This window comes from Huintestinicola butyrica, assembly GCF_025567215.1.
GTDB lineage: Bacteria > Bacillota > Clostridia > Oscillospirales > Ruminococcaceae > Huintestinicola > Huintestinicola butyrica.
Genome location: NZ_JAOQKB010000005.1, coordinates 93,593 through 109,963 on the forward strand (window position 1 = coordinate 93,593; position 16,371 = coordinate 109,963).

Genomic DNA, 16,371 nt, shown 5'->3' on the forward strand with positions numbered 1-16,371 from the left:
AAATCTCTGCCCGAAAGCACATGGAAATGCAGGTGATGAACAGTCTGACCTGCGCAGTCTCCGCAGTTGGAAACTACTCTGAAGCCGTCCTTCATGCCCATTTCCTTGGAAAGCTGAGCGATTATCTCGAAAATATGCGCCACAACAGCGGAATTATCGTGAGTTATCTCAGCTGCGGAAGCGATATGCTCCTTGGGGATAACCAGAAAATGAATGGGTGCTGCGGGAGCTATATCGTAGAAAGCATAGCACATATCGTCCTCATATACTTTCTTGGAGGGGATATCGCCGTTGATGATCTTGCAGAAAAGACAATCTTCCATCTTAGTTCTCCCTTACTTTACAAACTGAGCAACGATGCCGTCAAATGCGTTGATAGCTTCATCGATCTTGTTCTTGTCGCCGATACCTGCCATTGCGGAATCGGGACGTCCGCCGCCCTTACCGCCTGTTATCTCAGCAGCAGCTCTTACTATCTTGCCTGCATTGGCGCCCTTGGCAACAGCTGCCTTGGAGCAAGCGCAGAGGAACTTAGGCTTCTCATCTGCTGTTCCTGCGATAAGGATAATGAAAGGCTCTTCAATTTCCTTAACTCTGTCAGCAAACTTGTCGTACATATCGGAACCAACGTTGGTGAGCATATTTGCCATTACCTTAACGCCGTTTACCTCACGGCAGTTCCTGAGAACTTCCTCAAATACGCCATCGGCAATGCGCTTCTTGAATGCTTCGTTGAGCTTTTCAAGACCCTTGTTTGTCTCGATAACGGAGGTTATCTTCTCAGCCAGCTGTGACATATCGCCGACCTTGAGGATATGAGCCGCTTCTCTTACTCTGTTCTCAACTTCGTTCAGGAGCTTGAGAACGCCGCTTCCTGTAACAGCCTCGATACGTCTGATACCGGAAGCTACGGAGTTTTCGCCGATTATCTTGAACAGTCCCAGACGAGCGGTGTTGTCGATATGAGTACCGCCGCAGAACTCAACGGAAACGCCCTTTGCCTCAACAACTCTTACGATATTGCCGTACTTTTCGCCGAACAGAGCCATTGCGCCAAGCTTCTTAGCCTCTTCAATGGGCATCTCGGTCATGGTAACGGGGATAGCGTCAAATATATCCTTGTTTACGATAGCTTCGATCTCGGAAAGCTGCTCGGGTGTAACTGCCTCAAAGTGAGAGAAGTCGAAACGGCATCTCTCAGCGTCAACATAAGAACCTGCCTGATGAACATGGTCGCCCAGAACCTTTCTCAGAGCTGCCTGGAGCAGATGAGCTGCGGTGTGGTTTCTCATGATAGCGTAACGCTTTTCAACGTTAACGGAAGCGGTAACACTGTCGCCCTTGCCGAGACCGCCCATTTCAACTGTACCGAAGTGGAGGTACTGACCCTTTGCAGTCTTCTTGGTATCGGTAACTGCAAAGCGGCTCTCACCGATGGTGATAACGCCTGTGTCGCCTACCTGTCCGCCGCTCTCAGCGTAGAAAGGAGTTTCATCGAGGATAACAACTGCGTCATCGCCCTCGTTGAGCTCGCTAACTTCTGCGCCGTCCTTGAATACGGCAAGAACCTTTGCATTTATTTCAAGCTGAGAATAATCATAGCCTGTGAACTTAGTCTTGGGGAGGTCAAGATTGCTCATTGCGTCCTCGTCCCATGAAGAGCCGCCCTTTGCAAGTCTGTCCTCTCTTGAACGCTTTCTGGACTCGTCAACGCAGGCTCTGAAGCCCTCCTCGTCAACGGAAATGCCCTTTTCCTCGGCGATCTCCTTGGTCAGGTCAATGGGGAAGCCGTAGGTATCGGAAAGCTTGAATGTATCCTCGCCGGAAAGAACGCCGCCCTTTTCGATGCCGTCCAGCATCTTGGTAAGAACGTCCATACCTGCGTCAATGGTCTTTGCAAAGCTCTCTTCCTCGTTGAGGATAAGCTTCTTGATGTACTCTCTCTTTTCCTCAAGCTCGGGGTATGCGCACTTGTTCTCGTCGATAACAGTGTCTGCAACCTTGTAGAGGAAAGGCTCCTTGATGCCCAGAAGTCTGCCGTGACGTGCTGCACGTCTGAGCAGTCTGCGGAGAACGTATCCTCTGCCTGTGTTGGAAGCGGTAACGCCATCGCCTACCATGAATGTGGTGCTTCTGATGTGGTCGGTGATAACACGGAGGGAAACGTCGGACTTTTCGTTTTCCTTATAATTTACGCCTGCAATGCGGCTGATGTGCTTCATTATGTTCTGAACGGTATCTACCTCGAAGAGGTTGTCAACGCCCTGCATAGCGCAGGCAAGACGCTCAAGACCCATACCTGTATCAATGTTCTTGTGAGCCATTTCAGCGTAGTGGCCGTTTCCGTCGCTGTCGAACTGGGAGAATACCAGGTTCCATATCTCGATAACTCTGTCGCAGTCGCTTGCCTGCTCAAAGCTCTCAAAGGGGCCGTATTCCTCGCCTCTGTCGAAGTGGATCTCGGAGCAGGGACCGCAGGGGCCGCTGCCGTGCTCCCAGAAGTTATCAGCCTTGCCAAGACGGATAATTCTCTCCTTGGGAATGCCGATGTCGTTCATCCAGATGCTCTCAGCCTCGTCATCGCTCTCAAAAATGGTTATCCACAGTCTGTCAGCGGGGATCTCCAGCACGCCTGTGAGGAACTCCCAAGCCCATGCGATAGCTTCCTTCTTGAAGTAGTCGCCGAAGGAGAAGTTGCCGAGCATTTCAAAATAAGTACCGTGGCGGGCAGTCTTACCTACACGCTCGATATCGGGGGTACGGATACACTTCTGGCAGGTAGTTACACGCACATTGGGAGGTGTTTCTGTGCCGAGGAAGAATTTTTTAAGAGGAGCCATACCGCTGTTGATGAGCAGAAGGCTGTTATCTCCCTGAGGGATAAGATTAGCGCTGGGTAATCTTGTATGACCCTTGCTCTCGAAAAAAGAAAGATACTTTTCACGGAGCTGGTTAAGACCTGTCCATTCCATAATTTATAAGACTCCAATCTTTTTAAGGCAAAATCGCCCGATTTATATACATATATAATCTATTATAGCAAAGCGGAGTGAAATTGTCAAGTGCAGATACTGCATTTTTGAATATGGTTTTGTCCGTACCATGCTCTAACGCTTACTAATACTAATCTTCAATCAACCTACAGACAAATCCTCGGCTGAAATAAGCCCATTCTTCGTCAAGCTCCCTTGCCGGGCGGCAAGCCCGCCTGCGGTCGCTTTCCTTGACTGGTCTTATTTCATCTGTCGGCTTTGCCTATAGAGCGATTGAAGATTAGTATAAAAAAGGGCTGCCGCATCTTATGCAACAGCCCTTTTTCTATATCTGTTCTGAAACTCAGTCTCCGAATGAAACGCCCAGGTCTCTTGCGGTGATAACGTAGTTGCCCTGAGGGTCAACAAACTTTGTCTTTCCCGCAACCTCGCTGAGAGGATTTTCGCCTATCTTTGCATTTATCATTGCAACGGAAACACCGTACTTATCAGCGGCAATGAGCTGTGCTGCTCTTACGCCGAAGCGTGTTGCAAGTATTCTGTCGTATGCGGAGGGGCTTCCGCCTCTGAGCATATGTCCGGGAACACACACTCTGGTCTCGATCCCGGTTGTTTTCTGTATCTGGGAAGCAATGGTATTTGTTGCTGTGGTGATGCCTGCGTCAAGTCTCTGCTTTGCACGCTCTTTCTTCTTGAGCTTTGCCTCTTCCTTGCTGTATGCTCCCTCTGCAACTGCAACGATGGAGAAGCAATGACCGTTATCGGCTCTCTTCTGCATTGCCTCGCATATCTTGTTGATATCGTAGGGTATCTCGGGAATGATGATAGCGTCCGCACCGCCTGCAATACCTGCATAAAGTGTGAGCCAGCCTGCCTTATTGCCCATTATCTCCACCATGAGTATTCTGCTGTGGGAAGCTGCTGTTGTATGGAGACGGTCGATAACATCGGTTGCGATATCCACTGCGGTATGGAAGCCGAAGGTAACATCTGTGCCGTAAATATCGTTATCAATGGTCTTGGGCAGTCCGATAACGTTAAGGCCCTCCTGAGAAAGCAGGTTTGCGGTTTTATGAGTGCCGTTTCCGCCAAGGGTGAGCAGGCAGTCAAGCTTCTGCTTCTTGTAGGTATCCTTCATCTGCTTTACCTTGTCGATATTATCCTCGCCGATACTGGATATCATCTTGAAGGGCTGTCGCTTGGTGCCCAGGATAGTTCCGCCCTGAGTAAGTATTCCCGAAAATTCGGAGGGATCCATCTCTCTGGCAATGTTATTGATAAGTCCGTAGTAGCCGTTCTGTATTCCGACTATCTGCACATTATCGGTGCCCATAGTCTCGAAGCACGCCTTTGCAACGCCTCTTATAGTCGCATTAAGACCGGGGCAGTCGCCGCCGCTGGTAAGGATACCTATTCTTTTCTTTGCCATGATTTTCAATCCTCCTGTAAATTATGCCTTTGTTTTCTGAGGCTGACGCTCACGCAGGAACTGCTCGAACTTGTCTGCGGGCATGGGCTTTCCGAAGAAATATCCCTGAGCCTGGTCGCAGCCCGATTCTCTCAGTATATCAGCCTGACCTATAGTTTCAATGCCTTCGGCAATGGTCTCTATCTTCTTGGATTTTGCTATCCTGATAACGGCGGAGACTATCTCACGGGAGATAGCGTCGTCCTCAAGATACATTATAAAGGAACGGTCCAGCTTCAGCACGGTTATAGGCAGTATCTGGATATAGCTCAGTGACGAATAGCCTGTGCCGAAATCGTCCATGGAGAGCTTTACGCCCAGCTCCTTTATCTCCTTCATCTGAGCCACCGCATGGTCGATGTCCTTGAGGGCAAGGCTCTCGGTAAGCTCCACGTCAAGCCACTGAGGGGCAAGACCTGTTTCCCTGAGGGCTGTGCTTATGACCTCGGTAACGTTTGTCTGATAAAAGTCGATAGCGGTAAGGTTTATGGAAACGGTAATGGGTGCAAGTCCCATATCCTGCCATGCCTTGTTCTGGCGGCAAGCCTCGTAAAGCACGAAATGGCTTATCTTTGTGATAAGTAAGGACTTTTCCGCCACGGGGATAAAGTTGCAGGGAGGAACTACAGTGCCGTCGGGCTTTATCCAGCGGATAAGAGCCTCCATGCCCACAACGTTTCCTGTTGCAAGGTCTATCTTGGGCTGATAATAGAGCACCAGCTCGTTGTTGTCTATAGCCTTTGCAAGATTCCTTTCTATCTCGTTGCCCTGAATGATCGCATCATGGGCGTGATTATCAAAGCGGAGGATAGAGTTCTTGGTTCCGTCGGAAAGGCTGAGTGCGAACTCGGCACGGTCAAGCACCTGAGCAAACTCGCAGCCGCCGCCGTCTGACATAAGGCAGTAGCCCGCGGAGCAGGTAAGGTTCTGAGCCTCCAGGCCCATTCCGCCGATATCGGCAATATCCGCCTGAACGCTCTTTATTATACGCACCGGCAGCTGATCGTCGCCGTCGGTATGGACGATGAGGGCGAAGTTATCGCCGCCTATTCTTGCCGCAAAACCGCTTTCGCTCACGTTTACGGAAAGTGCGGAAGCAAACTTTCTCAGCAGCAGGTTTCCGTTGGCATAGCCGCAGGTATCGTTTATAATGTGGAAATTATCAATATCGAATACGATTATCCAGTAATCAATGCTGCTGTCATCACGGGTGCATTCCAGAATCTCATTGCCCATGAGCATGAACTTGTTTCTGTTGTAGATCTGGGTAACTTCATCGATATACGCCATGCGTTCGATTACCAGATCCTTTTCCTTGTCGGCGGTGATGTCGATTATTGCGCCGCCTATACACTTTTCGCCGCTGTCGGAAACAGCCTTGTAACGGAAGTTGTACCAGTGATACATTCCGTCTGCGCTCATGGCACGGAAGTCAACGGTGCGGACTTCATCTGAACGCACATCGTCATGGATAGTCTTCATGCCCGATGCAAAGCTGTCGAATATTACCCTGTCCTGAGGGTGGAAAGCCTTTCTCAGCACGCTTTCTTCAATGTATCCGTCCTCGGAAACTATTCCCAGCATGGAACGGAGACGTGTGGAGCAGTAATACTTGGGATTATCCGCTTCTCTCAGCAGCAGACCTATCTCGGAAAGGCCCGTGGTAAGGGCATATTTTCTTTCCGACTCGCCCAGCTTCTTTGAGTAGGAGATTATCTCGTTCCTCATCTTGTTGACCTCGGTAAGATCGGGGCCAATGGATATCATAATGGTCTGTGTCTCGTTATGGGTAACTATCCTTGAAACGATGGAAGTGTTCCAGACGGTGCACACAACAGAGCCGTCCTTTGCCTTGAAGAAGAATTCCTCGTCCTTGTTGTTTACTATGGCCTGAAGATTTTCACTGAAAGCGTCTGCAGGGAGTATCTTTTTAAGGTTTGCAGGGTCACGAAGCTCCTCCTCGGAGTAGCCCGTGATGCGCACGAGAGAGTTATTCACACGGACATAGCTGAAATTAGTATCCCACAGAACCGCCATAGCATTCAGGTGATCTATAACGTGCTCCAGATTTTCCTTTTCCTGTGATGCCCTCAGCCTTGTAAGCAGCAGCACGATTGCAGCTGTGATAATGCACACGCCCGCTCCCGCAATGCAGAGAATAGATACTATATCGCCCGCACTTTCCGAGTTTTTCCTGATAAGCTTTATGATAAAAAATGCACAGCACACAACAGTTGCCGCAATGATAACAGATGCGATAAGGATATCACGCATATGCTTCTGCCTTGTATTATCCGTTGATGCTCCCCCCTTCTTATTGTAAGGTCACGCAGATATCAATGTATTTCTTAGCCTAAAAGCTGATTTTTATGCAATTCAACTCATTATTATTATACAATTTTGTCCCAATTTTGTCAATATAGTTAAATAAACAAATGTGAGTAAAAAGATTGCCATTTTGTTCTTATTTAATGTATATTAAACTTTGGGTGCGTTATCTCGGGCAGCAGACATTCCACCTGATGATACGCTTGACTAATACTAAGCACCAATTAAAAACTATACAAAAAATTGAGCATAATCTTGCGTATATGGATTATGCGATGATTTTTTGTCTATAGTTTTATTGGTGATTAGAGTGTATCTGAAAAGAAAAAGTTGCACAAAAAGCCCTCAAATGGTATAATAAAAGAAAAAGCCAAAGGAGAAGTGCAAATGGGCGCAAAACGATATGAATTAAGTGATGAACAGTGGGAACAGATCAAGGAAATGTTCCCCAAAGCGAAAACGGGAAGACCACCCAAGGATAACAGAATAATGATGAATGCAATTCTATGGCTTGCACGCAGCGGAGCTGCGTGGGCAGATATTCCTGAACGCTATGGTTCATACAAAACAGTATACAGTCGTTTTTGCAAATGGAGAGATGACGGTACACTTCTTCGTATTTTTGAGACTCTGAACGAAGATGCAGATTTTGAAAATCTCAGCATAGACAGCACCTCAATTAAAGCACACCCACAAAGTGCGGGTGCAAAAAAGGGGCAGTAAACGCTGAAAACAACCAGTTTATCGGTGTAAGCCGAGGAGGTAAAACAACCAAGATCCACGCTGTTGTAGATGGATTGGGCAATCCTGTTTGCTTTATGCTTACAGGTGGTCAGGTTCACGATTCCAAGGCGGCAGTAGATGTTTTATCGGGAATTAATATATCAGGCAGTAATATTCTTGGTGATAAAGCCTATGGTACTGAAAAAATCAGAACTTACATTACCGAGCAAAATGCAAAATACACCATTCCGCCAAGGGAAAACATTTCTGACCCGTGGTATTGTGATTATTGGATGTATAAGGAACGTCATCTGGTCGAGTGCTTTTTCAATAAAATCAAAGCTTTTCGCAGAGTTGCTACTCGTTATGATAAGCTTGCTTCATCGTTTCTTGCTTTCGTACACGTCGCTTCCATTTGGCTTTTGTCTAAATAATACAACTTTTTTGAGTTTTCAGATACGCTCTAGTATAACTCCGTTATATTTGACAATATTAAATTAACGATAGCAAACCAAAACTTTGGTTATATTTATTGATTTCCGAAAAGAAGTAATGTATAAAATTGCAGCCCCACAGTTATCTGTGGGGCTGTTGTTTTATTTATCCTGTTCAAGAGTGAACTCTATCTCAAACTCGGTAACTTCTCCTGTGATAGTCTTTCTATAGACCTTTGCAGTCACCTTATCCCCCGCCTTGGCGGTATTCTGGAAGTTTTTAACGTCCTGTGCGGTGAGTATCTGCTTGCCGTTAAGCTCGGTTATGATATCGTCCTTCTGGAGGTCGGTGTTTGCAACATCGCAGTCGGGAGATATCTCGGAAATGAGCATACCGGGCTTTACGTCCAGCTGTGCGGCATATTCGGGTGTGATAAGGCTGTACATTATACCAATTCTGGGTCTGTCGCTCACGTAGCCCTTTTCGATAAGATCCTCCGCAATGGGCACTGCAAAGTCAGAAGCAATGGCAAAGCCGATATTTTCCGAGCCTGTGGAGCTGTACTTGCTCACAACTATTCCGACCACCTGACCGTACAGATTGACCAGCGCTCCGCCCGAATTACCGAAGTTAAGGGCTGCATCTGTCTGAATGCAGGTAATGGGATAATTGGTGTAGCTCTGTATCTCTCTGTTCACGTAGGAAACATATCCCACGGTAACGGTGTCGTTGAAGCCCCCTGCATTTCCTATGGCAACGACCTGCTCGCCCTGCTTCATATCGTCGGAGCTGCCTATAACGGCAGGCACAAGGTCATCTGCCTCTATTTTAAGCACCGCAAGATCTGTTCTTGTGTCAATGCCCACAACGGTCGCCTCGAACTCACGCTCGTCGTGGAGCTTCGCCTTGAAGCGCTTGATATCCTCCACAGCGTGGGCGTTGGTGATGATGTATCCGTCCTCGGAAATGATTATGCCCGAAGCCTCGTTGTATGCGGCAATGGAAGTATCGGTATAGCCGTACAGATTTACTATAGAGGGAAGCACCTGTTCAGCCGCTCCCACGGTGGTGAAAAGCCCTGTTTCCTTGTCGGCGTAAAGGGAATCGTCCGCAGGGTGGGGCGCCACGTTTATATTGACGGTAACTCCGCTGCCGGATGGAGTGCCGGCGATCTCCTTATCGTCATTCTTATGACCTGCCGCCAGTAGAAGCATAACTATCACCAGAAGCGCCACAAGGCAGATAATGGCGATAATGAGCCATGCCTTGGAGGACTTTTTCATCTCTTTCTGTGGTATATCCGACACGGGAGGAACTCCCCCGCCCTGTGTGGGATAAGCCACATATCCGCCCTGCTGGGCATACTGCGCATACTGCTGCTGCGCCTGTGCATGACCCTGCTGTCCCTGATTTGCGGCATAGGGGCTGTGGGGAACATAGCCGTTGTTACTGTACATTGAGCGGTACTGCATATCGGCTCCCTGCTGATATGGGTCAAATGGCTGTTGCGCATTTTGCGCTTGCACATTCTGTGCATATCCATTCTGTGCATATCCACTCTGTGCATAACCGTTTTGAGCATATCCGTTGGAAGTCTGCCGATATTGAGTTTCCGCAAAGCTATGCTCCGCAAAAACATCGTCATGGGGCTTTTCCTGCCCATTTTTCTGAGCGGAAGTTTCCCGAGCCGAAGTTTCCTGAACAGGAGCTTCCTGAATTGGCGCCTGTTCAGGCTCATTGTGAGAAGTCTCACCCTGAGTATCGCCCTGAACGGGAGTGTTGTTTTCAAACTGATCCATTTTATTGACCATTCCTTTTTAGAATTTACATTATAATAAAAAGAAAAGGGGGAAAGATTCCCCCCTTATTATTGTTCCGAACGATGCGAGCCGGGATTACCCACAGGCAGGGAAAATTCAAACTCAGTATATTCACCGGGCTTACTTCGTACAAGAATCGAGCCGTCGTGAAGCTTTATTATGGAGCGGACTATGGAAAGACCAAGTCCAACGCCTGTTTTATCCTTACCCCTGGATTCATCGGTTTTGTAAAATCTGTCAAAGACCTTGTTTATCTCGTTCTTTTTCAGACCCTCGCCGCTGTTTCTTATAACTGCATAGACAAATTTATCGTCCTTGCGGAAATCGTAGGAGATATATCCGCCCTCGTCAACAAACTTTACAGCGTTTTCCGTCAGGTTGTATATTACCTGCTGAGCAAGATCCTCGTCGGCATTGACGAAAAATCTGCCTGCGTCAAGCCCTCTTATATCAATGTGCTTTGCCTCGATGCGCTTTTCAAAAAGCAGCACTGTCCTGATAGTCAGGCTCGTAAGGTCAAACACCTCTGTCTGAAGCTCCAGCTCGCCTGCTTCATATTTGGAAATATTCAGCATGGAGCGGACAAGTCTCGCCAGACGGTTTATTTCCTCGGATACCGTTCTCAGGTACTGCTTATGCTGGCTTTCGGGAATGGTGCCGTCAAGGATTCCGTCAACAAATCCGCCGATGGTGGTCATGGGCGTTCTCAGCTCGTGGGAAACGTTGGAGATAAAGCTCTTTCTGTTTTCCTCGATAGCTTCAAGGGAGCTTGCCATATCGTTAAGGGTATTGGCAAGGTAGCCCATTTCGTTCTGGTCGGATATGTTCACCTTTTCGGAGAAATCGCCCTCGCCGAAGCGCTTTGCCGCCAGCGTCATTTCCTTTACGGGGCTGAGTATCCTGCTTATGGTGTATTTGAGCAGCGGATACACAACTATCATTATCACTGCAAATATCAGCAGGAACGCAAGTATCGCCCTTTTAAGGTACTCCACCAGCAGATCGCCGGGAGCAGTGATGCAAAGATACATCGTCTGCCCTTCCTGCATCTCAAAGCTTGAAAGCAGATTAAGGCGTGCGCCGTCAAAATAGCCGTTCAGCGTACCCATGGAGTATTTTCCCGTTGAGGTGGCAGACTTTATTGCATCCGAGTTCAGCTTTTTGCCATAATGCGAACAAGGTGATGCTTCGGAACAAGCCAAAACATCACCGCTGCCGTCAAATAGGATAATTAAAGTGTTTGTCCAGTTGCTCATGCTTCTGAGACCGTTTTCCATCTCTGTGACATTACCGCTGTCAAAGCCGTCCGCCAACACCGCCCTGTATTCTGACAGGACTTCATTGGAAACATTGCTCAGAACAGTTCTTCTGTCATTGAGATATGTCGAAAAGGAGAAACTTATGAGCAGCGCAGACATACATATGAGTGATGCGGCGATAAGCGCTATGCACAAGCTGAAATACTCGGAAGCAATGCTTTTACGCATTGTCCTCCTCAGCCTCGAACTTGTAGCCTACGCCCCATACGGTCTTGAGCGCCCACTTGTCGGAAACGCCCTCGAGCTTCTCACGAAGACGCTTGATATGAACGTCGATGGTACGGGAGTCACCGTAATACTCAAAGCCCCAGACCTCATCAAGGAGCTGGTCTCTTGTATAAACTCTGTTGGGGTTGGAAGCGAGGTAGAACAGAAGCTCAAGCTCCTTGGGAGGAGTATCCATTACCTTGCCGTCAACTCTCAGCTCGTATCTGGTCATATTTACTACCAGCTTGTCGTACTTAACTTCTCTTACCTCGGACTCGGAAGAGGACTGACCGATTCTTCTGGAAACGGCCTTTATTCTTGCGATAACTTCCTTAGTATCGAAGGGCTTAACAACGTAGTCATCGGCACCCAGCTCAAGACCCAGTACCTTATCAAAGGTCTCGCTCTTGGCGGTTATCATGATTATAGGCACGTTGGACTTCTTTCTGATCTCACGGCAAACCTGCCAGCCGTCCAGACCGGGGAGCATGATATCAAGAAGCACGATATCGGGCTTGAGAGCGTTGAACTTAACAACAGCCTCATCGCCGTCGTGAGAAACCATTACTCCGTAGCCTTCTTTTTCCAGATACAGTTTAAGGAGTTCGCAGATGTTATTATCGTCATCAACTACAAGTACCTTACCAAGTGACATATCTTATTCCTCCTGTTTTATTGACCTCAGGGTCATTTTACATCATAAATTACAAAGCTGTCCGATAAAAAATTGTTAAAAATTATTCGGATATGCTATATTACTCATTATATAATATATTTCACCAAAGTTTATAAATTTTATCAGCAACTATTATGAACCATTTGTAAATTTCATAAAATAAGCCTTCAATTTTTATAGTGAATTAAAACTATATTCATTTTTGTACTTGGCAGATGTACCCGCATATATGTTCGGTTACGTCATGTTTACCGATACTTAAAAATATGGTCACGGCTCATAAAATCCGGGCTTGCTGAGCAGTATTATAAGATCGACCAGCCAGCCGATGCCGAAAAGTCCGCAGGTACAGAGATAAAGCAGACCTGTGAATATCTTGCCCTCATAGAACCTGTGTGCGCCGAAAATGCCGAACAGCAGGCAGAGGATAAGGGAAACTCTCTTGTCCTTGAGCTTTCCATGACCATAGGCATAGGAATTTACGTTGCCGCTGTTAACGTTTGCGGAGGTGTTTGTGGTGGTGGTAGTTGAATAGTTATAGTTGTAGTTATAAACATTCTGGGGCTGCTGAGCCGTCTGGGTCTGAGCCTGTGCCGTCGGTTGGGAATACTGCTGCTGTGTCCGGCTTTGCGAAGAGCCAAAGGTCTTTGCTCCGCATCGGCTGCAGAATGCGTCCCCCGCATCAAGGCGGTTTCCGCACTTGGAGCAGAATGCCGCTCCCGTATCGTTGTCATCGACCACTATATTCAGTTCATCGGCAGGCTCTGCATAGGCAGTCTCATTTGTATTTTTATTTTCACGCCGAGGACTGTAAAATTCGTTCATAGTGATGCTCCTTTCGCTGTGTCCTTACCTTAGATAACGTAAATCAAGTTACACTTATAGTATATACCATTCCCTGCTCCGTGTCAAATGAATATGTGCCGTTATTTTCGGCAAGAGGTATATTTTTACTGTTCGCAGTGACGGTTATCTTTTTATCTGTCCTTATCACTGCGGGCTGACCTGCAAGGGAAATTATCTTTGCAGATGAAAGGCTGCCCTCAGCCCAGTCAAAGCTTACCTCAAATCCGCCTCGTGCTCTAAGTCCCTTTACGCTGCCGCTTTTCCACATGGGAGGCAGTGCGGGGAGGAAATGCAGCTCGCCGCATTCGCTTTGAAAAACAGCTTCTCCTATACCTGCGCCTCCGCCGAAGTTTCCGTCTATCTGGAAGGGCGGGTGCATATCGAACATATTTATGCTGGTGGAATGTGCAAGCAGAGCCTGAATGTTCTCGCCGACCTTTTCGCCGTCAAAAAGCCTTGCCCACATATTGATTATCCATGCCCTTGACCAGCCTGTGTGTCCTCCGCCATGGGAAAGGCGGCGTTCAAGAGTGGCTCTTGCCGCAGCTGCCAGCTCAGGTGTCTTTACGGGAGATATCATATCCGCAGGATAAAGGGCGTACAGCTGGGAAATATGCCTGTGTCCCGGCTCTACCTCGTCATAATCCCTTGCCCACTCCATTATCTGACCGTACTTGCCTATCTGAGGCTTGGGCAGGCGGTCTCTTGCAGCCCTGATGTCGCTTACTGTCTTGGCATACTCGTCGCCGCCCAGGATATCATAAGCGCCTATAACTGCGCTGAAAAGGGTGTAAAGTATCTGGCTGTCCATGGAAGGGCCGCTGCAAAGCGTTCCCGTTCTGCCGTTGGTGGCGTAATAGGTGTTCTCGGGGGAAACGGAGGGGTTTGTCACAAGGCAGCCCTCGTCATTTTCCGTCAGGTAATCAAGGAAAAACTCTGCGCTTTCAACCAGAGTATCAAACTTTTCCGCAAGGAAATCCTCATCACGGGTGAAGAGGAAATGCTCCCAGATGTGGGTGCAAAGCCACGCCAGACCCATTGGCCACAAGGTTCCGGGAAGCCACTTGTCCTGGGGTGCTGTATCGCCCCAGATATCGGTGTTGTGATGACACACCGCTCCCCTGCATCTGTACATACTGCGGGCGGTAACTCTGCCGTTCTCCCTCATGCGCTCGATATGGTCGTAAAGAGGCGTGCAGCACTCGGGCAGATTCTGCATAAGTGCGCCCCAGTAGTTCATCTCGGTGTTGATGTTAATGGTATATTTTCCGCCCCACGCAGGCCACATATCCTTGTTCCAGATGCCCTGGAGATTAAGGGGAAGAGTTCCCTCACGGGAGCCTGCTATCATAAGGTAGCGGGAGAAGTTGAAGTACATAGCAACCAGCTCATTGTCATACACGCCGTTCTTTACGTCCGCAAGGCGCTCATCTGTGGGCTTGGTAATGCTTTCGCCCACAGGAGAGAGGGTAAGGCTGCATCTGTCAAAAAGTGAGCGGTAGTCGGAGATATGGCGGTCAAGGAGCTTTTCATAGGGCTTTCTTGCGGCAGTCTTTGCCTGATTAACTGCCTTTTTCTCATAATCCCCTGTTCTCCATGCAGACTGGGCGGCGATAATGATATCCGCCTCGTCAGCGTCCTTGCAGAAAAGCCTGTTTGCATCTGTGCCGCACTGACCGCCCTTTGCCCTTACCGTTATGGCGCAGGCATAGGGAATACCGTCGGAAACGGTGAAAAGAACTGTCTTATCGTCATAAGCTTCATTCTTGTCATAGTTGTCGTCCCTGCCGTCAATGGCGGAGACAAAGGAAATGCTGCCCTTTTTATCCGCAGAGAAATGGACGATGATGACCTCATCGGGGTGGGAAGCGATAACGGTGCGGGTGTATTTTACTCCGCCTGATGTAAACGTTATCACGCATACAGCTGTGTCAAGGCTCAGGGAACGGACATATCCCTCATACTCCCCTACGCTCTGCCAGATGTGCAGGTCGCCCAGAGGCTGATAATGGCGCTGATTTTCATTGGTGCCGTAGAACGCATCTGCGCACAGCTCTTCCGCCTCGGTGGTCTTTTCCTCCCTTATAAGGTTGCGTATTTTTTCAAGATTATCATACGCCTTGGGATTGTTCCTGTTTCTGAAGCCGCCTGACCAGAGGGAATCCTCGTTGAGCTGGATGAGCTCATCGGCAGGCTTTCCGAAAACCATGCCTCCCATTCTGCCGTTTCCCACGGGAAGGGCGTCATTCCAGTCAGCAGCGGGACTGTTATAATAAAGTTCGGTTGAAGGGTTCATATCTTTAGTTCCTTTCGGTTATTTTGTTTATAAAAAACAACTGCTGATCCAACCGTAATATATAATTGTAAAACGGTTAAATCAGCACTTGCTTTTTGCAGTATAAAAGCTCTGCGGAACGGAAAGACCGTTCCGCAGCACTTCATATTTAATGTCGCTAAATTACATACCTGTAAGACCGGATCTTGCGATACCCTCTGTAAAGTTCTTCTGGAGGAAGATGTACATTACAAGGATGGGTGTGATGGAGATAAGGCAGCCTGCTTCCATCCAAACGATAAGCTCACGGGCATTTACCTTAACGGTACCGTTGTTGAACAGGATACGTGTAAGGGAAGCGTCCAGATTCTTAAGCTGGAGGGCGATCGTGCTGTTATCTGTGAAGAACGAAGTACTTACATAGTAGTCATTCCAGTACCATACTACTGAAAGCAGGAAAACGGTAAGGAATGTGGAGCCTGCGTTGGGGACCATTACCTTGATAAAGGTTCTGAAAGGAGAGCATCCGTCCAGATAAGCTGCGTCCTCGAGCTCCTTGGGAAGGCTTCTGAAGGACTGTCTGAAAAGGAAGATGAACAGGCCTGCACGAAGTCCGTTTGCTGTGATAGCGGGCATATACATTGTAAGAGGGCTGTTGATGAGGTTGATGTAGTCGCCTGCGATCATGTGCCATATTCCCAGAGGATTGAAGTAACGGAAGAACATATACTGGGGAATAAGTATGATCTGTGATGGAACCAGGATCATCATGATTACAACGCCGAAGAGAATGTTTTTACCCTTGAAGTTGAATCGTCCGAAGCCGTAGCCTGTTATCGCACAGGTGATTACCTGAACGATGGAGCAGCCGATGTTGATGAACAGTGTGTTGCCCAGAGTATGCCAGAAGTCCATAACTCTTACTACGTCCTTGATGTTGCTGGTAGTAAAGCTCTTGGATATCCAGATGATCGTGGGGTCGTTCATCTCGGATCTGGGACGGAACGCTGCTGTGATCATATACAGCAGGGGGTAGATGATTACGAAGCAAAGACCGATTACCAGCAGCGCACGGCACACGGGCCAAACGGTATCGAATGCTCTTTTGCGCTTAAGGTACTTCTGCTCTGCGGGGGTAAGGGAAGCGAGACGCTTCTTAAAGCGCTCACGCTCCTCCTTGCGGGATCTTTTCTCCTCCTTGGGAGGCTTTTCCGACTGACGCTTTTTAAGGTAGTCGGAAATGGGATTAGACTTGAGTGTTTTTTCTGCCATTTTTTCCAA

General features: G+C 48.1%; 11 protein-coding genes. 1 reads left to right on the forward strand and 10 read right to left on the reverse strand.

The window, feature by feature from the left end; genetic code table 11:
- The 4 genes from OCV68_RS07265 to OCV68_RS07280 form a co-directional block, all read right to left on the reverse strand.
- The coding region (locus OCV68_RS07265) for a histidine triad nucleotide-binding protein (protein WP_262571812.1) at positions 1-323 on the reverse strand (323 nt) is incomplete at its 3' end.
- Positions 324-335: 12 nt separating this feature from the next.
- A complete protein-coding gene (gene alaS / locus OCV68_RS07270) occupies positions 336-2,972 on the reverse strand; it encodes an alanine--tRNA ligase (RefSeq protein WP_022475149.1) in 2,637 nt (878 codons plus the stop codon).
- 364 nt (positions 2,973-3,336) lie between these two features.
- Complete coding sequence (locus OCV68_RS07275; protein WP_022474102.1) at positions 3,337-4,422, reverse strand: 6-phosphofructokinase; 1,086 nt, start codon at positions 4,420-4,422, stop codon at positions 3,337-3,339.
- Between the two features lie 21 nt (positions 4,423-4,443).
- Positions 4,444-6,735, reverse strand: a complete 2,292-nt coding sequence (locus OCV68_RS07280; protein ID WP_262571814.1) for a sensor domain-containing protein — start codon at positions 6,733-6,735, stop codon at positions 4,444-4,446.
- Positions 6,736-7,176: 441 nt separating this feature from the next.
- On the opposite strand from OCV68_RS07280, the gene OCV68_RS07285 reads away from it, so the two are divergent.
- A protein-coding gene (locus OCV68_RS07285; RefSeq protein WP_394803501.1) for an IS5 family transposase occupies positions 7,177-7,946 on the forward strand; the annotation gives its coding sequence in 2 pieces (ribosomal slippage) (positions 7,177-7,504 and positions 7,504-7,946; 771 coding nt in all).
- 162 nt (positions 7,947-8,108) lie between these two features.
- On the opposite strand, the gene OCV68_RS07290 is transcribed toward OCV68_RS07285, so the two are convergent.
- From OCV68_RS07290 to OCV68_RS07315, 6 genes are all read right to left on the reverse strand, one after another.
- Entirely contained in the window at positions 8,109-9,746 is a 1,638-nt protein-coding gene (locus OCV68_RS07290) for a S1C family serine protease (protein WP_262571816.1), read from the reverse strand.
- A gap of 68 nt (positions 9,747-9,814) precedes the next feature.
- The gene (locus OCV68_RS07295; protein ID WP_262571818.1) at positions 9,815-11,254 is read right to left on the reverse strand and encodes a sensor histidine kinase; all 1,440 of its coding nucleotides are present in this window, start codon (positions 11,252-11,254) and stop codon (positions 9,815-9,817) included.
- A complete protein-coding gene (locus tag OCV68_RS07300; protein WP_022474106.1) occupies positions 11,247-11,948 on the reverse strand; it encodes a response regulator transcription factor in 702 nt (233 codons plus the stop codon). The genes OCV68_RS07295 and OCV68_RS07300 overlap by 8 nt, the downstream gene beginning before the upstream one ends.
- A gap of 291 nt (positions 11,949-12,239) precedes the next feature.
- Entirely contained in the window at positions 12,240-12,794 is a 555-nt protein-coding gene (locus tag OCV68_RS07305; RefSeq protein ID WP_022474107.1) for a zinc-ribbon domain and TM2 domain-containing protein, read from the reverse strand.
- Between the two features lie 43 nt (positions 12,795-12,837).
- Positions 12,838-15,111, reverse strand: a complete 2,274-nt coding sequence (locus OCV68_RS07310) for a glycoside hydrolase family 95 protein (RefSeq protein ID WP_262571821.1) — start codon at positions 15,109-15,111, stop codon at positions 12,838-12,840.
- A gap of 162 nt (positions 15,112-15,273) precedes the next feature.
- A complete protein-coding gene (locus OCV68_RS07315) occupies positions 15,274-16,362 on the reverse strand; it encodes a carbohydrate ABC transporter permease (protein WP_022474109.1) in 1,089 nt (362 codons plus the stop codon).
- Between the last annotated feature and the right edge of the window lie 9 nt (positions 16,363-16,371).

Bases quoted from the DNA above. Each gene is read 5' to 3' on its own strand.
- alaS (WP_022475149.1), bottom strand. From the start codon at position 2,972: ATGGAATGGACAGGTCTTAACCAGCTCCGTGAAAAGTATCTTTCTTTT.
- OCV68_RS07275 (WP_022474102.1), bottom strand. From the start codon at position 4,422: ATGGCAAAGAAAAGAATAGGTATCCTTACCAGCGGCGGCGACTGCCCC.
- OCV68_RS07280 (WP_262571814.1), bottom strand. From the start codon at position 6,735: ATGCGTGATATCCTTATCGCATCTGTTATCATTGCGGCAACTGTTGTG.
- OCV68_RS07290 (WP_262571816.1), bottom strand. From the start codon at position 9,746: ATGGATCAGTTTGAAAACAACACTCCCGTTCAGGGCGATACTCAGGGT.
- OCV68_RS07295 (WP_262571818.1), bottom strand. From the start codon at position 11,254: ATGCGTAAAAGCATTGCTTCCGAGTATTTCAGCTTGTGCATAGCGCTT.
- OCV68_RS07300 (WP_022474106.1), bottom strand. From the start codon at position 11,948: ATGTCACTTGGTAAGGTACTTGTAGTTGATGACGATAATAACATCTGC.
- OCV68_RS07305 (WP_022474107.1), bottom strand. From the start codon at position 12,794: ATGAACGAATTTTACAGTCCTCGGCGTGAAAATAAAAATACAAATGAG.
- OCV68_RS07310 (WP_262571821.1), bottom strand. From the start codon at position 15,111: ATGAACCCTTCAACCGAACTTTATTATAACAGTCCCGCTGCTGACTGG.
- OCV68_RS07315 (WP_022474109.1), bottom strand. From the start codon at position 16,362: ATGGCAGAAAAAACACTCAAGTCTAATCCCATTTCCGACTACCTTAAA.